Here is a 14,714-nt window from a genome sequence, read left to right on the forward strand (position 1 = left end):
GCGGCATGTATCGGCTGACAACCCGCACCCGCGCCGGAACTGCCACGGAGATCACCGTACTCGTTGTGATCCTGGCCGGGCTCGCACTGCCCGCCGTGACCACCCGCGGCGTCATACAGGACCTGTTCTTCATCTTCACCATGCTGACGCTGGCGCAGATCTGGAACTTGCTGGCGGGCTATGGCGGCCTGGTCTCGGTGGGCCAGCAGGCCTTCGTCGGCCTCGGCGCCTATGCGCTGTTCGCGGGCGTGATCCTGCTGGGCTGGAACCCGGTTCCGGCAATCCTGCTGGGCGGTCTTGCGGCGCTGGTGCTGGCCGTTCCCACGGCCTTCTTCGCCTTCCGTCTGCAGGGCGCCTATTTCGCCATCGGCACCTGGGTGATCGCCGAGGTGACGCGGCTGCTGGTCGCGCAGTGGAAGGCGCTCGGCGGGGGCACCGGCACCTCGCTGCCGCGCGAGGCGACGAGCAACATCCTGGGCACGGATGCGATCCGGGCGCTGTTCGGCGTACGCGAAGCCGCTGCGCGCGACATCCTGGCCTACTGGCTGGCGCTGGTGCTGGTCGTCGCCGTTACGGGCGGCATCTACTGGCTGCTGCGCAGTCGCCTTGGGCTGGCGCTGGCGGCGGTGCGCGACAATGTCGAGGCGGCCCAATCGGTGGGCGTCGATGTCGTGCGCCTCAAATGGGCGGTCTTTCTCATCGCCGCGGCCGCCACCGGACTGACTGGCGCGCTGATCTTTCTGCAGACGGCCCGCACCTCGCCGGATGCGGCCTTCGCCGTCACCGACTGGACCGCATACGTCATCTTCATCGTCGTCATCGGCGGCATTGGCACCATTGAGGGTCCGATCCTCGGGGTGCTGGTCTTCTTTGCGCTGCGCTCGGCGCTGGCCGACTACGGCAGCTGGTACCTGATGACGCTTGGGCTGATCGCCATCGTCGTGATGCTGTTCGCGCCAAAGGGGCTGTGGGGGCTGATCTCGGCCCGCAGCGGCCTGCATCTGTTTCCGGTCCGCCGCAGGCTGGCTGGTCCGAAGCTCGAGGGAGGAATTTGATGGCGGATATCGAAACCGACGTGCTGGTCGTGGGCACCGGCCCGGCAGGCTCGGCCACGGCGGCACTGCTGTCCAGCTCCGGCGTCGCCAACATGGTCGTGAACCGCTACCGCTGGCTGTCGAATACGCCGCGTGCCCACATCACCAACCAGCGCACCATGGAGGTGCTTCGCGACCTCGGGCCGGACGTCGAGGCCGAGGCCATGATGCATGCCTCGCCGCAGGAGCTGATGGGCGAGAACGTGTTCTGCGAAAGCCTCGCCGGTGAGGAGATCGGCCGGATGAAGAGCTGGGGCACGGACCCGCTCTCCAAGGCCGAACATCTCCTGTCGTCGCCGTCCTTCATGAATGATCTGCCCCAGACCTTCATGGAGCCGATCCTGTTCAAGACGGCGTGTGCGCGTGGCACGCAGGCGCGCATGAGCACCGAATATGTCAGCCATGTTCAGGATGCGGACGGCGTCACCACGACCTGCCGCGACCGGCTGTCGGGCAAGGACTTCACCGTACGGTCGAAGTTCCTCGTCGGTGCCGATGGCGGCAACTCGCTGGTGGCCGAGCATCTGGGCCTGCCGTTCGAGGGCAAGATGGGCGTCGGCGGCTCGATGAACATCCTGTTCAGGGCCGATCTCTCGAAATACGTCGCCCACCGGCCGAGCGTCCTCTACTGGGTCATGCAGCCCGGTGCCGACGTCGGCGGGATCGGCATGGGTCTCGTGCGCATGGTGCGGCCGTGGAACGAGTGGCTCATCGTCTGGGGCTACGACATCAACCAGCCGCCGCCGGACGTGACGCCGGCGCTGGCCACCGAGGTCGCGCGTCAGCTCGTCGGCGATCCGAAGCTCGAGATCGAGCTTCTGGGCGCCAACACCTGGACCGTGAACAACTGCTTCGCCACGCGGATGCAGAGGGGCCGCGTGCTCATCATGGGTGACGCCGCGCACCGGCATCCGCCCTCGAACGGGCTCGGCTCGAACACCTCGATCCAGGACGGGTTCAATCTCGCCTGGAAGCTCGCCAAAATCGTCAAGGGGCAAGCGGGGATCGGGCTTCTGGACAGCTACTCGGCCGAGCGTGCGCCGATCGCGCGCCAGATCGTAACACGCGCGAACCAGTCGATCGCCGAGTTCGGGCCCATCTTCGAGTCCCTCGGCATGGACGGCGGCGTGGATCACGACAAGATCCACCGGAACATGGAGGCTCGCGCCGATGCCGCCGCCGAAGCTCAGCGCGAGGCGCTCCGCAAGGCCATCGCGTTCAAGAAATACGAGTTCGATGCCCATGGTGTCGAGATGAACCAGCGCTATGCGTCGGGCGCCGTCGTGACCGACGGCCAGCCTGAGCCAGCCTTCGAGAAGGATCGCGAGCTGCACTATGCGCCCACGACCTGGCCGGGCGCGCGGCTGCCGCATGTCTGGATCTTCGAGCGCTCGGGCAGGAAGGTCTCGACGCTCGACCTTTGCGGGCATGGCGAGTTCACGCTGCTGACCGGCATTGGCGGCGAGGCGTGGCTTGCCGCGGCAAACAAGGTCGCCGCGGAATTCGGCCTGCCGATCCGGACCCATGTGATCGGCCCGCGTCGTGCTGTTGAGGACCACACGGGCGACTGGGCGCGGGCGCGCGAAATCCGCGATGCGGGCTGCCTGATCGTCCGCCCCGACCATCATGTCGCCTGGCGCTCAGAGGCCCTGGCGTCCGACCCCGCGGCCGAACTGCGCCGGGTCTTCAAATCCGTTCTTGCACGCTGAGGAATGTCCATGATCGATGAACACGAATACGGCTATTTCACCGAAGCGAACTCGGCCGAAATCGTCGTGGCGCGGAACAAGAATGCCAGGGATGAGCGGCTCGGCCAGGTGATGGAGGTCATCACCCGCAAGCTGCACGAGGCGGTGAAGGAGATCGAGCCGACACAGGAGGAATGGTTCGGCGCGATCATGTTCCTGACGCAGACGGGCCAGATCTGCAACGAGTGGCGGCAGGAGTACATCCTGCTGTCGGATGTCCTCGGCGTCTCGATGCTGGTCGATGCGATCAACAACAGGAAGCCGTCGGGCGCCTCGGAATCCACGGTGCTGGGACCCTTCCATGTCGCCGATGCGCCCGAATTGCCGATGGGCTCGAACATCTGCCTCGACCAGAAGGGCGAGCCCATGTTCGTGCATGGCCGCATCCTCGACACCGACGGCAACCCGGTCGCAGGAGCCAAGATCGATGTCTGGCAGGCGAATGACGAGGGCTTCTACGACGTGCAGCAAAAGGGTATCCAGCCCGACTTCAACCTGCGAGGGGTGTTCCGCACCGGCGCAGACGGGCGCTATTGGTTCCGCGGCGTGAAGCCCAAGTACTACCCGATCCCCGATGATGGGCCGGTCGGCAAGCTGCTGGGCGCGCTGGGTCGCCATCCCAATCGTCCGGCGCATCTCCATTACATCGTCGACGCCGATGGCTTCGACACGCTGACCACGCACATCTTCGATCCAGATGACCCGTATATCGATTCGGACGCCGTCTTCGGCGTGAAGAAGAGCCTGCTCGCAGAATTCCGCAAGGTCGAGGACGCTGCAGCAGCCGCCAAGGTCGAGGTTGCGGCCCCGTTCTACGACGTGGAGTCCGATTTCGTGCTGTCGCGGAAAAAGACCAGGTGACCGCGCGCCGCGGGCGCCGCGAAGGCGTCGGCATGCGGGTCGGTGTTGCGCAAAAGGGAGGAATGGATGGCTGCACTTGAGAAGATGTTCGATGTCAGGGGCAAGTCGGTGATCGTCACCGGCGGCGCCAGCGGCATCGGTCAGGCCTATGCCGAGATCATGGCCGAGCACGGGGCGAAGGTCTGCATCTTCGACCTGAACCCAGCCGGGCTGGAGAAGACCGTGGCCGCCATCAGTGCCGCGGGTGGCGAGGTCTGGGGCCAGGTCGTCGACGTCGGCGACCGTGCGGCCATGGCCCAGGCCTTCGACAAGGTGGCCGAGAAGGCGGGCTCGATCGACGTCGTGTTCGCCAATGCCGGGATCGACGCCGGGCCGGGCTTCAACACTCCGACAGGGGAAAGGAACCCCGAGGGCGCCATCGAGAACCTGCCCGACGAGCACTGGGACAAGGTGATCGAGATCAACCTGACCTCGGTCTACACCACGATCAAGCATGCCGTCCGGCACATGAAGCCGAATGGCGGCGGCCAGATCATCGTCACGTCGTCCATCGCCTCGCTGATCAACGAGAGCATCGTGGGCACGCCCTACATGCCGGCCAAGGCCGCGGTGAACCATCTCGTCCGCCACATAGCGATGGAGCTCGGCGCCTACAACATCCGCATCAACGCCATCCTTCCCGGACCGTTCATCACCAACATCGCCGGCGGTCGGCTGCGCAATCCGGCGGACCGCAAGGCCTTCGAGGCCCAGACACTGATCGGCCGGATCGGCGATCCGGAAGAGATCAAGGGCCTGGCGCTTTATCTGGCCTCGCCCGCCTCGTCCTACGTGACGGGCTCGCAGATCGTCATCGATGGCGGTTCGCTGCTGCGGATGACCTGAAGCATTGAACTGAGGCCGGCACCGTCGATGAGGGCGGGTCGGGGAGACTTTAACAACGGGAGGAAACGACAGTGACCTATTACAACAAACTGGTGAAATCGGGCTTGCGGCCAAGCCGCCGGACTGTGCTGAAAGGGCTTGGAGCCGGCGTCGCCGCCAGCACGCTGGCCATGCCGCGCTATGCGCGCGCCGCGACGGCCGGGAAGATCAAGCTCGGCTATCTCAGCCCCACGACCGGTCCGCTCGCCCTCTTCGGCGAGACGGACGGCTACACCTTGCAGAAGATCCGCGCTTTGCTTGGCGGTCAGCTGCAATCGGCCGACGGCAATACCTACGAGATCGAGATCCTTGATCGCGACGGCCAGTCCAATCCGAACAAGGCATCGGAAATCGCCGGCAACCTCATCCTGAACGAAGAGGTGCATCTGCTCGTTCCGGCGTCGACGACCGACACGATCCTGCCTGCCGCCGAGCAGGCCGAACTCTATGAGACGCCTTGCATCTCCTCCGGCGCTCCCTGGCAGGCGGTGATCATGCCGCGTGGCGGCGGCAAGCAGACCTTCGACTGGACCTATCATTTCTTCTGGGGCCTCGACGAGGCGCTGAACACCTTCGTCGGGCTCTGGAACCATCTGGAGACCAACAAGAAGGTCGGCATGCTGTTTCCCCAGAACATCGATGGCGAGACCTGGGGCAACGACGAATATGGCCTTCCGGCGCCGACCCGCAAGGCGGGCTACGAGGTGGTGGTTCCCGGCTACTTCCAGCCGCGCACCAACGATTTTTCCGCGCAGATCGCCGAGTTCAAGAAGCAGGGCTGCGAGATCATCGGCGGCATCACCTATCCGGACGATCTCAAGACCTTCGTTACCCAGTGCAACCAGCAGGGCTTCAAGCCGAAGGCGGTGACGGTGGCGGCGGCGCTGCTGTTTCCAGGCGGCGTCGAGGCGATGGGACCCCTCGGCAACGGCATGTCCTCGGAGGTCTGGTGGACGCCGGCCTTCCCGTTCAAATCGTCGCTGACCGGGCAGGTCAGCCGCGACATCGCCGACCAATGGGAAGCCGATGCGAAGCGGCAGTGGACGCAGCCGCTGGGCTATTCGCATGCCCTGCTCGAGGTCGCCCTGGACATCCTGAAGCGCTCTTCCAATCCGCTCGACCGCCAGGCGAACCGCGACGCGATGATCGCCACCGATCTGCAGACGCTGGTCGGCCATATCAAGTTCGACGGCTCGCCCCACAAGAACATCTGCAAGACGCCGATCTTCGGCGGCCAGTGGGTGAAGGGCGAGAAATGGCCCTATGACCTGAGGATCGTCGACAACACGGTCAATCAGCTCTTCGCGCCCCAACAGGCGATTCAGCCGGTCGCCTGGTGACATGAGCCGGGACGCGGAGGGAGCTATGGCTAGAGAAATCCTGCTGAAAGCACGCGGCGTATCGAAGTCCTTCGGCGCCGTCCGCGTCCTGCATGAGGTAAGTTTTGATGTACATCGGGGTGAGGTGCTGGGCATCCTCGGCCCGAACGGAGCCGGCAAGACGACGCTGTTCAACATGATCAGCGGCGACATGAGGGCGTCAGGCGGCGAGATCCAGCTCGGCGACACGGCGCTTCGCGGCGAGCCGCCTTTCCGGCGCTGCAAGATGGGGATCGGGCGGACCTACCAGATTCCGCGCCCCTATTCCGGCATGACCACCTTCGAGAACCTGCTGGTCGCCGCCGCTTTCGGCGGCGGCCGGTCCGAGAAGAAGAGCTATGCCTTCTGTGCCCAGGTCCTGCGCGATTGCGAGCTCTCCGACAAGGCCAATGTCTCGGCGGGCGCACTGACGCTGCTCGACCGCAAACGGCTGGAACTGGCGCGTGCCCTGGCCTCGGATCCGAAGCTGCTGCTTCTGGACGAGATTGCCGGCGGGCTGACCGACGATGAATCGAAGGCGCTGGTGGCGCTGGTGCGCCGCATCCGCGACCGCGGCATCACGATCGTGTGGATCGAGCATGTGCTGCACGCACTGCTGGCGGTGGCCGACCGGCTGTTGGTGCTGAACTTCGGCGAGAAGATCGCTGAAGGCGTACCTGCCGAGGTCATTGCGCTGCCCGAGGTCCAGCGCGTCTATATGGGGATCGAGGCATGACGGCCGTTCTTTCCACCCATGGGCTCCTCGCCCACTATGGGGATTTCCAGGCGCTCTACGGCGTCGACACTGAACTGCACCAGGGCGAGGCCGTGGCCTTGATCGGCGCGAACGGTGCAGGAAAATCCACCTTCCTGCGCTCGATCATGGGCCTGCTCCCGGTCGCGCGCGAGATGGTGCGGCTTAACGGCGAGCCTGTCGGTGGCACCGCGACCGACCGCATGGTGCAGAAGGGCGTCGCCATCGTGCCGGAGGGCCGCCGCCTCTTCACCGGCATGTCGGTCGAGGACAATCTGCGTGTCGCCATCGACCAGGCCGCGCGCATGGGTGCCAAGGGCGGATGGACGCTTCCGCGCTTGCACCAATTGTTCCCGATCCTCAAGGAAAGGGCCCGCACCCAGGTGCAGAGCCTCTCGGGCGGGCAGCAGCAGATGGTGGCGATCGGCCGCGCGCTGCTCTGTCAGCCGCGCGTGCTGCTTTGCGACGAGATCAGCCTCGGCCTCGCGCCCAAGGTGATCCGCGAGATCTATGCCGCCTTGCCCGAGATCCGCGCCACCGGCACGGCGGTGATCGTGGTCGAACAGGATGTGGGCCTCGCCCAGTCCGCCTCGGATCGTCTCTACTGCATGTTGGAGGGGCGCGTGACCCTCACCGGCAGGTCTGCAGACGTCACGCGCGAGCAGATTGGCAAAGCCTATTTTGGAGCGGGCCATGGAGTGGTTTGACGCCTTGGTGCAGGGGATCCTGCTGGGCGGCATGTATGCCCAGTATGCGCTCGGCATGGCGTTGATGTTCGGCGTCATGCGGATCGTCAACATCAGCCATGGCGATCTGGTGATCCTGCTATCGCTAATCGGCATCTCGATCGCCACGGCCTGGGGCCTTGGGCCGCTGCCGGTGCTGATCGTGCTGGTGCCGCTGGCGGTGCTGATGGGCTGGGTGCTGCAGAAGGCCGTGCTGAACCGCGTGGTGGGCAGCGATCCGCTGCCCTCGCTGATCGCGACCTTCGGGCTGTCGATCGCGCTGCAGAACCTGATGCTGCAGATCTGGTCCGCGAACAGCAGATCGTTGCCGGGCCACGGGCTGGAAAGCCAGTCAATCGAGATCGGCCGCATCTATGTCGGCCTTCTTCCGCTGATCGTGCTTGCGGTCGCCACGGGGCTGACCTGGGGTCTCGACCTGATGCTGAAGCGCACGCGTTTCGGCCGCGCGCTCCGCGCCGCTTCGGCCGATGTCGAGGCGGCGGCGATGACCGGCATCAACCCGCGCGCCGTCTATGCGATGGCGACGGCGGCCGCGGTCGGTATCCTCGGCTTTGCGGCCGTCTTCCAGGCGCTGCGGTCGACCGTCGCGCCCGCCGACGGACCGGCGCAGCTGATCTATGCCTTCGAGGCGGTGATCATCGGCGGCATGGGCGCCATCTGGGGCGCTTTCATCGGCTCGATGGTGCTCGGCATCTCGCAGGCCATCGGCTTCCGCATCGATCCCGGCTTCGGCGTGCTCGCCGGACATATCGTCTTCTTGATCATGCTGGCGACCCGCCCGCAGGGCCTTTTTGGAAAGGCGTCACAATGAGCGCGATCCCCTATGCCGCGGCCGAGGTGCCCGAGGTTTTGGTCCAGCGCCAGACGCCATCGGGCCGCATCGCCATGACGCTGGCGGTGCTGGCGTTGATCGGGCTGGCCGCCATGCCGTGGTGGGCATCGACCGGAACGATCCGGTCGATGCTGGAGTTGTGCTGCTATATCGCCGTCGCGCAGATGTGGAACCTGCTCGCAGGCTACGCCGGCCTCGTCTCGGTGGGCCAGCAGGCCTTCATGGGCGCTTCTGGCTATGCGCTTTTCGTGCTGGCACAGACTTACGGCATCGATCCATTCGCGGCGGTCTTCCTTTCGCTTCTGGTGCCGGCTGTGCTGGCGGTGCCGATCTACCTGTTGCTTCACCGCCTGGACGGTCCGTATTTCTCGATCGGCACATGGGTGGTGGCCGAGGTTTTCCGGCTGACCGCCTCGAACCTGCCGCTGGTCAATTCCGGCGCCGGCATGTCGCTTCGGGTGATGAAGGACTATTCGGCGTTCGAGCGAAATGTCGCCATGTCGCTGCTCTGCGCGGGGATGCTGCTGCTCACGCTGGGCGGCAGCTACTGGCTGCTTCGCTCGCGCTTCGGCCTCGCGTTGATCGCTATCCGCGACAATCCAGTCGCGGCCGCCAGCCAGGGCGTGAACGTCGCCAAGCTGCGCTTCCTGATCTACGTGGCGGCGGCGGTCGGGTGCGGCCTTGCCGGGGCGATCTACTTCATGGCGCAGCTGCGGATCACCCCCGGCTCGGCCTTCGATCCGATGTGGGCGAATATCGCGATCTTTATCGTGATGGTTGGCGGGATCGGGTCGATCGAGGGCGTCCTGATCGGGTCTCTCATCTTCTTCATCGCCGACCGTTGGTTCGGCGAATACGGCGCAACCTATTTCGTCGTCCTCGGCCTGATGACGCTGCTGGTGGCACTATACGCACGCTCGGGTATCTGGGGCCTGATCTCGAAACGATGGGACGCGCCATGGTTCCCGATCCAGCGCAAGCTGGTTGATCCGTATCGCTGACAGGGAGGATTTCATGAAAGCGGCCATCTTCGACACGGTCGGCAGTCCGCTGCGGATCGGCATGGTGCCCGATCCGGCACCAGCGCCCGACGAAGTCCTGCTGCGCGTTGCCGCCTGCGGTATTTGCGGCAGCGACCTCCACATCACCGAGGACCCGGTGCCCTTCGGCATCGGCGGCGGTTTCGTCCTCGGCCACGAATTCGCAGGTGAGGTCATCGACACCGGGGCGGAGGTGACCGGCCTGCGAACCGGTGACCGCGTGGCCGTCGTGCCGATGCGCGGCTGCGGGCACTGCGAGGCCTGCAGGCGAGGCGATCCGGCGCGCTGTCCCGAGATGGTGCTGATCGGCGGCGGCTATGCCGAATACGTGACCGTCGCCGCGCGCCAATGCCATATCCTGCCCGACGAAGTGGCGCTCGAGGACGGTGCGCTGGCCGAGCCGCTCTCGGTCGGGCTGCATTGCGTGATCCGCTCGGGCATGAAGCCGGGAGACCGGGTCGCGATCCTGGGCGCCGGACCGATCGGCCTGCTCGTCGCCTTCTGGGCGCGGCGGATGGGGGCCTCGCGTGTGGTCGTGGCCGACATCCACAATCATCAGCGCGAGCGAGCGCTCGCGCTCGGCGCGACCGGCTTCGCGCTTTCCGGCGATAAGCTGGCCGAAAATCTCGCCGATCTCTGCGGCGGAGCACCCGATATCGTCTTCGAATGCGTCGGCAAGCGGGGCCTCTTGGGTGCCGCGGTCGAGGCGGTCCGGCTGCAGGGCACGGTGGTCGGCGTCGGCCTCTGTATCGGCGGCGACGAATGGGATCCGTTCGTCGCGCTGACCAAGGAGGTGAGCCTGCTGTTCTCGGTCTTCTTCCATCAGCGCAACGAATTCGGCGCCGCGCTCGATGCGCTGCGCGGCGGACCTTTCGCGCCGCAGGCGCTGATCACCGATCGGATCGACCTCTCGCCGGTTCCGCAGATATTCGAGAGCCTTCGCCGCCGCACCACGCAATGCAAGGTGCTGATCAAGCCGGACCTTGTCTGAGGAGAAATGTGAATGGCCATTCAGTTCGAAACGCTCGAATACGATGTCGGCGGCACGAAAACGGTGGTGAAGGCCATCGGCAAAGGCAAGCCGATGCTGTTCCTGCACGGCGCCGCGACGCTTGAAGGCTTCGACTTCGCCGAAGGACTTGCCGACCGCTTCCGCGTGCTCTGCGCGAGCCACCCCGGCTTCGGCTTTTCGGGCGCCGCGCCGCATGTGGCGGGCATGTCCGACATGGTTCTGCACTATCTGGACCTGCTCGATATTCTGGACCTGCCGGAGAAGCCTCATCTCATTGGGTTTTCCATGGGGGGGTGGATGGCGAGCGAACTTGCGGGCGTGGCGCGCGAGCGTTTCGACAGGGTGGTCCTGATCGCACCTGCCGGACTGAACGATCCTGCCCACCCGGCCACCAATCTCGGCGAGGTCGCGCCGCAGGATCTGCCGGCCTATCTGGCACATGACGTCTCGGTGGCCCTGCGCTATTTCCCGGATGGTTCGGACCCCGCTTTCGCGGAAGCCTTCGGCGCCGATCGCGCACGTGAAGGCGAGACGCTCGGCCGGTTGCTGACGCCGTTCGGCATGGGCCACCCGAACCTGCGCCGCTTCCTGGCGCGCATCACCAACCCGACGCTGATCGTCTGGGGCACCGAGGACCGCATGCTGCCAGCCGGTCAGGCGCCGCTCTGGGTTGAGGCACTGCCCGATGCGCGGCTGATCCTGGTCGAGGATGCCGGCCACTTCGTGCAGCAGGAAAAGCCCGAAACGCTTAGGAAGATTGGCGATTTTCTCGCCGGCTAACCGCATTTGAAGGAGGAAGGAAAGACGATGAACAAACCGATTAAGCACGGCTACTGGGGTACCACCGTCGACCATGGCGACATGCTGAAGACGATCGCGGAGATCGGCCCGATCCTGGAAGCCAATGCCGCCGCCGATGAGGAGAGCGGCGAACTGACCCAGGCCACGTTCGAGGTGCTGAAGCCGCTGCGGATGTCGCATATCTTCGCCGCCGAGAGCCTCGGCGGCGCGCAGCTGCCACCCACCCAGGGCCTCGAACTCATAGAGGCGATCACCTGGCATTCGGGATCGGCGGGCTGGGTTTCCATGGTGCATTGCTGCATCGGCGCAATGTCGGCGGCCTTCCTGCCCGACAGTGCGGTCGAGCGGCTTTTCGCGCCGGGCACCGACAATCGTTTCTCGGGGCAGGGCGCGCCGCTCGGCATGCTGAAGAAGGTCGACGGCGGCTACAGGCTGAACGGCAAGTGGAGCTATGGCAGCGGCTTCAGCCACGCCACCTACAGCCACAGCGCCGCCTTCGTCGACGATGGCTCCGGCAAGCCGGCCAAAGACGACAAGGGCAACGTGATCATCATGTGCGCCCATGCGCCGATCTCCGAGCACAAGCAGCTCGGCAATTGGGACGTTCTGGGCCTCGGCGGCACCGGCAGCATCGACTATGCGGCCGAGGACGTCTTCATCGCCGACGATCTCGTCTTCCCGATCCTGACCGCACCGCCGCTGCGCCAGAAGGAGTTCTTCAGTCTCGGTGTCGTAGGTCTCGCCGCCATCGGCCATACCGGCTGGGCACTGGGGGCCGGGCGGCGGATGCTGGACGAGATCGCCAAGTTCGCCCGCACGAAGTCGGGCCGCGCCGGGCTGATCGGCGAGAGCGAGAAGTTCTGGCACGACTATGGCCGCACCGAGGCCCGCTATCGCGCTGCCCGCGCCTTTGTCTTCGAAGTCTGGCGCGACATCGAGGCGACGGTAGAAGCCGGCAACAGAACCTCGACGCGGCAGATCAGCCTTGTCCATCTGGCCAAGTCCGAGATCCACGAGGTGGGCGTCGATATCTGCAACTTCGCCTATCGCGCGGCGGGCGGCGCGTCGCTGCGCGCCGGCGTGATGCAGCGCATCTTCCGCGAGATGATGGTGGCGGCCAACCACTTCACGATCGCGCCGTCGATCGTCACGTCGGCCGGCCGCGACATAGGTGGTGTCTGGAGCAACCATGTTTGGCAGTTCTATGACCTGATCGAGAAGAAGTAGTTCCGAAGGGCCGGGCAGCGGACGCCGCCCGGCCCCCTTTCATGCTGCAGAAGAGACACGTCGATGAGCTTCCCGCATCCGATGACCAACGCCTTCCGCGAGGCCTTTCGCCACCATCCGGCCGGTGTCGCCGTGATCACGGCCGACCCTGGCGACCGACCGGTGGCGATGACCGTGTCCTCGCTGATCTCGGTAAGTGCCGCGCCGCCGGTCGTCGCCTTCTCGCTTTCGATGAAATCCACCTCGTCCGAGCCCATGCTGCGGGCCGAGACCATGGTGATCCACCTGCTCCGCTTCACCGATATCGACCTGGCGCAACTCTGCGCGTCGAGCGGCGCGGAACGCTTCCCGCCGGGGGGCGCCTGGACGCGACTGCCCACGGGCGAACCGCGCTACACCGGAGTTTCGACCTGGTTCCGCGCCCGCCGGCTCGGCCTCCTGCCTATCGAGGGCGCGACGCTGGTCGCGGCGGAACTGCTGGAAGGCGAGGTGCAGCCTGAGGAGGTCCTTCCGGAGGCGCATTCGCTGGTCTATCTCGACCGTCGCTGGCATCGCCTGCACAAGCAACTTGACGGCGTGGCCGAGCTTCTCGATTCGTCGCGTTTTCTTTAGAGAAACTCCAGGAAAACGCGTAGCGGTTTTCCGTCCGGAATTGCGTAGAAACAAATACTTAGAGCGGGTCGGCGGTTCTATCAAAAGCTGAACCGCTCTAAGCGATCCGGGTTCCACGGGTGCTCGAAAACGCCGATGCGCCGAAAGGGCGCCACGAGGCGCCGGCTCAATACCGTGGCCCCGCGACCATCCGGGCAATCCGCGTCATGTCGGCGCTCATTTCGCGGTCGTCGTCGAGCGGGTGGACGAGCGCGCGTACGGCGGCATAGGTGCGCTGTGGTCCTTCGCCCATGCTGCCGACGACACCGCGCAGCTCCACCCCGGTCGCGGCAAAGATCAGTTCCATCGCAACCAGATAGCGCAGGCGCACGATGATCTCGGCGGTCTTGGCCACCACCCGCGGCGCCATCGACGACTGATCCTCGATGCCGTCCGAAACGGCAAGCGGGCTGAGCGACATCGGATTGGCCAGATGCCGGATCTCGGCCTCCAGGCCGGCAAGCGGTTTCTGCAATTCGGCATAACCCTGGCGGCTGCCGCCCCTGGCCGACAGGAAGCGCGGCAGTTCCGCCACCGTCGGCGACATCAGCTTCATGCAGCGGTTGGCGGTGCCCACCGCACAATGCGCGAGGGCCTGCCCGAGCTGTTCCCAGGTCAGCGTCAACGCCGTAAGGTCGAAATTGCCGTTCGAGATGACCCGTTCGGCAGCAGGCAGGATAACCGGGTTGTCGCCTGAATGGGTCAGCTCGATCTCCGTCGCCAGCCTTGCCTGTTCCAACGCGTAGCGCAGGCCGCCCCACACCTGGGGCACGCAGCGATAGCTGAGCGGGTCCTGGATGCGCCGCGCCGCATTCTCCTGCCACAGCCCGCTTCCCTCGAGCTCCGCCCGCAGGCGCGCGCCGATCTCGCGCTGGCCGAACGCCGGTCGCGCCGACAGCGCGTCCTCGTCGATTGCGGTCAGCGATGAACGGAAGGCCTCGTAGTTGAGCGCCACCGCAGCCATCGACCAGTCGATGAGATGCGTGACGTCTTCGAGGTAGAGGCAGGCCGTTCCGGTCGAAAGGCTGTTGGCGACGATGATGGCGTGGCCGTCCTTCTCGCGCAGGTCAAGCGGCGCGAGCCCGGCAAGCGCCAGCCCCTCGGCAGACGGCATGACCTTGCCCTGGAACTCCACCTCGCCATCGCCGCGCAGCGCCCTCGCCATGTGGCCGAGAGGCGCGAGGTCCGCCGCCCCGATCGATCCCCAGGCGGGGATGACCGGGTGGACGCCGGCGTTCAGCGCCGCCACCAGGCCCATGACCACACGCTCGGAGGCGCCGGTGCCGCCCGCGGCCATGCCCGAGATGCGCGCTACCATCATTGCCCGCACGGCCTCGGTCGCCAGCGCCGGTCCGATGCCCATGCTGTGGCTGAGCGGCATGCTATGCTGGAAGGCGATCAGATCGGCCTGCGCCAGCGGCGTGTCGACACACGCGCCGAGGCCGGTGGTGACGCCGTATATCGGCTTACCGAGTTGCGCGAGACGCTCGATGACGGCACGGCTCGCGCGGATGCGGCGCATCGCCTCCTCGCCTAACACCAGGCGGGCGTTGCGACGTGCGATCTCGGCGACATCGGCCGCGCCGAGCGGCTTGGCGTCGAGGAGTATCATTCTGAGCGTCATGTCCTGCATGTATCCTATGATTGATGTTCAGGAAATGGCCCA

Annotated in this window: 14 protein-coding genes; 13 read left to right on the top strand and 1 reads right to left on the bottom strand. The window is 65.7% G+C overall.

Going from position 1 to position 14,714, the window contains the following annotated elements; translation table 11 throughout:
* Window positions 1–5: 5 nt before the first annotated feature.
* From ACSQ3Z_RS10845 to ACSQ3Z_RS10905, 13 genes are all read left to right on the top strand, one after another.
* Window positions 6–1,055: a branched-chain amino acid ABC transporter permease gene (locus ACSQ3Z_RS10845; RefSeq protein WP_436171263.1), complete on the top strand. Its 1,050-nt coding sequence runs from the start codon at window positions 6–8 to the stop codon at window positions 1,053–1,055.
* The gene (locus ACSQ3Z_RS10850) at window positions 1,055–2,803 is read left to right on the top strand and encodes an FAD-dependent oxidoreductase (protein WP_436171264.1); all 1,749 of its coding nucleotides are present in this window, start codon (window positions 1,055–1,057) and stop codon (window positions 2,801–2,803) included. Before ACSQ3Z_RS10845 ends, ACSQ3Z_RS10850 begins: the two co-directional genes overlap by 1 nt.
* Window positions 2,804–2,812: 9 nt before the next feature.
* Complete coding sequence (locus tag ACSQ3Z_RS10855; protein WP_436171265.1) at window positions 2,813–3,703, top strand: intradiol ring-cleavage dioxygenase; 891 nt, start codon at window positions 2,813–2,815, stop codon at window positions 3,701–3,703.
* A gap of 66 nt (window positions 3,704–3,769) precedes the next feature.
* Window positions 3,770–4,588, top strand: coding sequence for an SDR family NAD(P)-dependent oxidoreductase (locus tag ACSQ3Z_RS10860; RefSeq protein WP_436171266.1), 819 nt, complete (start codon window positions 3,770–3,772; stop codon window positions 4,586–4,588).
* Between the two features lie 71 nt (window positions 4,589–4,659).
* Window positions 4,660–5,967 carry an ABC transporter substrate-binding protein gene (locus tag ACSQ3Z_RS10865; protein WP_436171267.1) on the top strand — a complete coding sequence of 436 codons (1,308 nt, stop codon included), beginning with the start codon at window positions 4,660–4,662 and terminating at the stop codon, window positions 5,965–5,967.
* Window positions 5,968–5,992: 25 nt separating this feature from the next.
* Window positions 5,993–6,721: an ABC transporter ATP-binding protein gene (locus ACSQ3Z_RS10870; RefSeq protein WP_436171268.1), complete on the top strand. Its 729-nt coding sequence runs from the start codon at window positions 5,993–5,995 to the stop codon at window positions 6,719–6,721.
* Complete coding sequence (locus ACSQ3Z_RS10875) at window positions 6,718–7,446, top strand: ABC transporter ATP-binding protein (protein ID WP_436171269.1); 729 nt, start codon at window positions 6,718–6,720, stop codon at window positions 7,444–7,446. The genes ACSQ3Z_RS10870 and ACSQ3Z_RS10875 overlap by 4 nt, the downstream gene beginning before the upstream one ends.
* Window positions 7,433–8,296 carry a branched-chain amino acid ABC transporter permease gene (locus tag ACSQ3Z_RS10880; protein WP_436171270.1) on the top strand — a complete coding sequence of 288 codons (864 nt, stop codon included), beginning with the start codon at window positions 7,433–7,435 and terminating at the stop codon, window positions 8,294–8,296. The genes ACSQ3Z_RS10875 and ACSQ3Z_RS10880 overlap by 14 nt, the downstream gene beginning before the upstream one ends.
* Window positions 8,293–9,318, top strand: a complete 1,026-nt coding sequence (locus ACSQ3Z_RS10885) for a branched-chain amino acid ABC transporter permease (protein WP_436171271.1) — start codon at window positions 8,293–8,295, stop codon at window positions 9,316–9,318. The genes ACSQ3Z_RS10880 and ACSQ3Z_RS10885 overlap by 4 nt, the downstream gene beginning before the upstream one ends.
* Before the next feature lie 13 nt (window positions 9,319–9,331).
* Window positions 9,332–10,348, top strand: coding sequence for a zinc-dependent alcohol dehydrogenase (locus tag ACSQ3Z_RS10890; RefSeq protein WP_436171272.1), 1,017 nt, complete (start codon window positions 9,332–9,334; stop codon window positions 10,346–10,348).
* A 12-nt stretch (window positions 10,349–10,360) separates the two neighbouring features.
* Window positions 10,361–11,149, top strand: a complete 789-nt coding sequence (locus tag ACSQ3Z_RS10895; RefSeq protein WP_436171273.1) for an alpha/beta fold hydrolase — start codon at window positions 10,361–10,363, stop codon at window positions 11,147–11,149.
* A 27-nt stretch (window positions 11,150–11,176) separates the two neighbouring features.
* Entirely contained in the window at window positions 11,177–12,397 is a 1,221-nt protein-coding gene (locus tag ACSQ3Z_RS10900) for an acyl-CoA dehydrogenase family protein (RefSeq protein ID WP_436171274.1), read from the top strand.
* Between the two features lie 63 nt (window positions 12,398–12,460).
* Complete coding sequence (locus ACSQ3Z_RS10905) at window positions 12,461–13,009, top strand: flavin reductase family protein (RefSeq protein WP_436171275.1); 549 nt, start codon at window positions 12,461–12,463, stop codon at window positions 13,007–13,009.
* Window positions 13,010–13,175: 166 nt separating this feature from the next.
* Here the strand turns inward: ACSQ3Z_RS10905 and ACSQ3Z_RS10910 are convergent, their stop codons facing one another.
* Window positions 13,176–14,672, bottom strand: a complete 1,497-nt coding sequence (locus ACSQ3Z_RS10910; RefSeq protein WP_436171276.1) for an HAL/PAL/TAL family ammonia-lyase — start codon at window positions 14,670–14,672, stop codon at window positions 13,176–13,178.
* Window positions 14,673–14,714: the final 42 nt, after the last annotated feature.

This window comes from Mesorhizobium sp. LjNodule214 (assembly GCF_964252735.1).
Taxonomy (GTDB): Bacteria; Pseudomonadota; Alphaproteobacteria; order Rhizobiales; family Rhizobiaceae; genus Mesorhizobium.

Bases quoted from the DNA above. Each gene is read 5' to 3' on its own strand.
- ACSQ3Z_RS10845 (WP_436171263.1), top strand. From the start codon at position 6: ATGTATCGGCTGACAACCCGCACCCGCGCCGGAACTGCCACGGAGATC.
- ACSQ3Z_RS10850 (WP_436171264.1), top strand. From the start codon at position 1,055: ATGGCGGATATCGAAACCGACGTGCTGGTCGTGGGCACCGGCCCGGCA.
- ACSQ3Z_RS10855 (WP_436171265.1), top strand. From the start codon at position 2,813: ATGATCGATGAACACGAATACGGCTATTTCACCGAAGCGAACTCGGCC.
- ACSQ3Z_RS10860 (WP_436171266.1), top strand. From the start codon at position 3,770: ATGGCTGCACTTGAGAAGATGTTCGATGTCAGGGGCAAGTCGGTGATC.
- ACSQ3Z_RS10870 (WP_436171268.1), top strand. From the start codon at position 5,993: ATGGCTAGAGAAATCCTGCTGAAAGCACGCGGCGTATCGAAGTCCTTC.
- ACSQ3Z_RS10875 (WP_436171269.1), top strand. From the start codon at position 6,718: ATGACGGCCGTTCTTTCCACCCATGGGCTCCTCGCCCACTATGGGGAT.
- ACSQ3Z_RS10880 (WP_436171270.1), top strand. From the start codon at position 7,433: ATGGAGTGGTTTGACGCCTTGGTGCAGGGGATCCTGCTGGGCGGCATG.
- ACSQ3Z_RS10885 (WP_436171271.1), top strand. From the start codon at position 8,293: ATGAGCGCGATCCCCTATGCCGCGGCCGAGGTGCCCGAGGTTTTGGTC.
- ACSQ3Z_RS10890 (WP_436171272.1), top strand. From the start codon at position 9,332: ATGAAAGCGGCCATCTTCGACACGGTCGGCAGTCCGCTGCGGATCGGC.
- ACSQ3Z_RS10895 (WP_436171273.1), top strand. From the start codon at position 10,361: ATGGCCATTCAGTTCGAAACGCTCGAATACGATGTCGGCGGCACGAAA.
- ACSQ3Z_RS10900 (WP_436171274.1), top strand. From the start codon at position 11,177: ATGAACAAACCGATTAAGCACGGCTACTGGGGTACCACCGTCGACCAT.
- ACSQ3Z_RS10905 (WP_436171275.1), top strand. From the start codon at position 12,461: ATGAGCTTCCCGCATCCGATGACCAACGCCTTCCGCGAGGCCTTTCGC.
- ACSQ3Z_RS10910 (WP_436171276.1), bottom strand. From the start codon at position 14,672: ATGACGCTCAGAATGATACTCCTCGACGCCAAGCCGCTCGGCGCGGCC.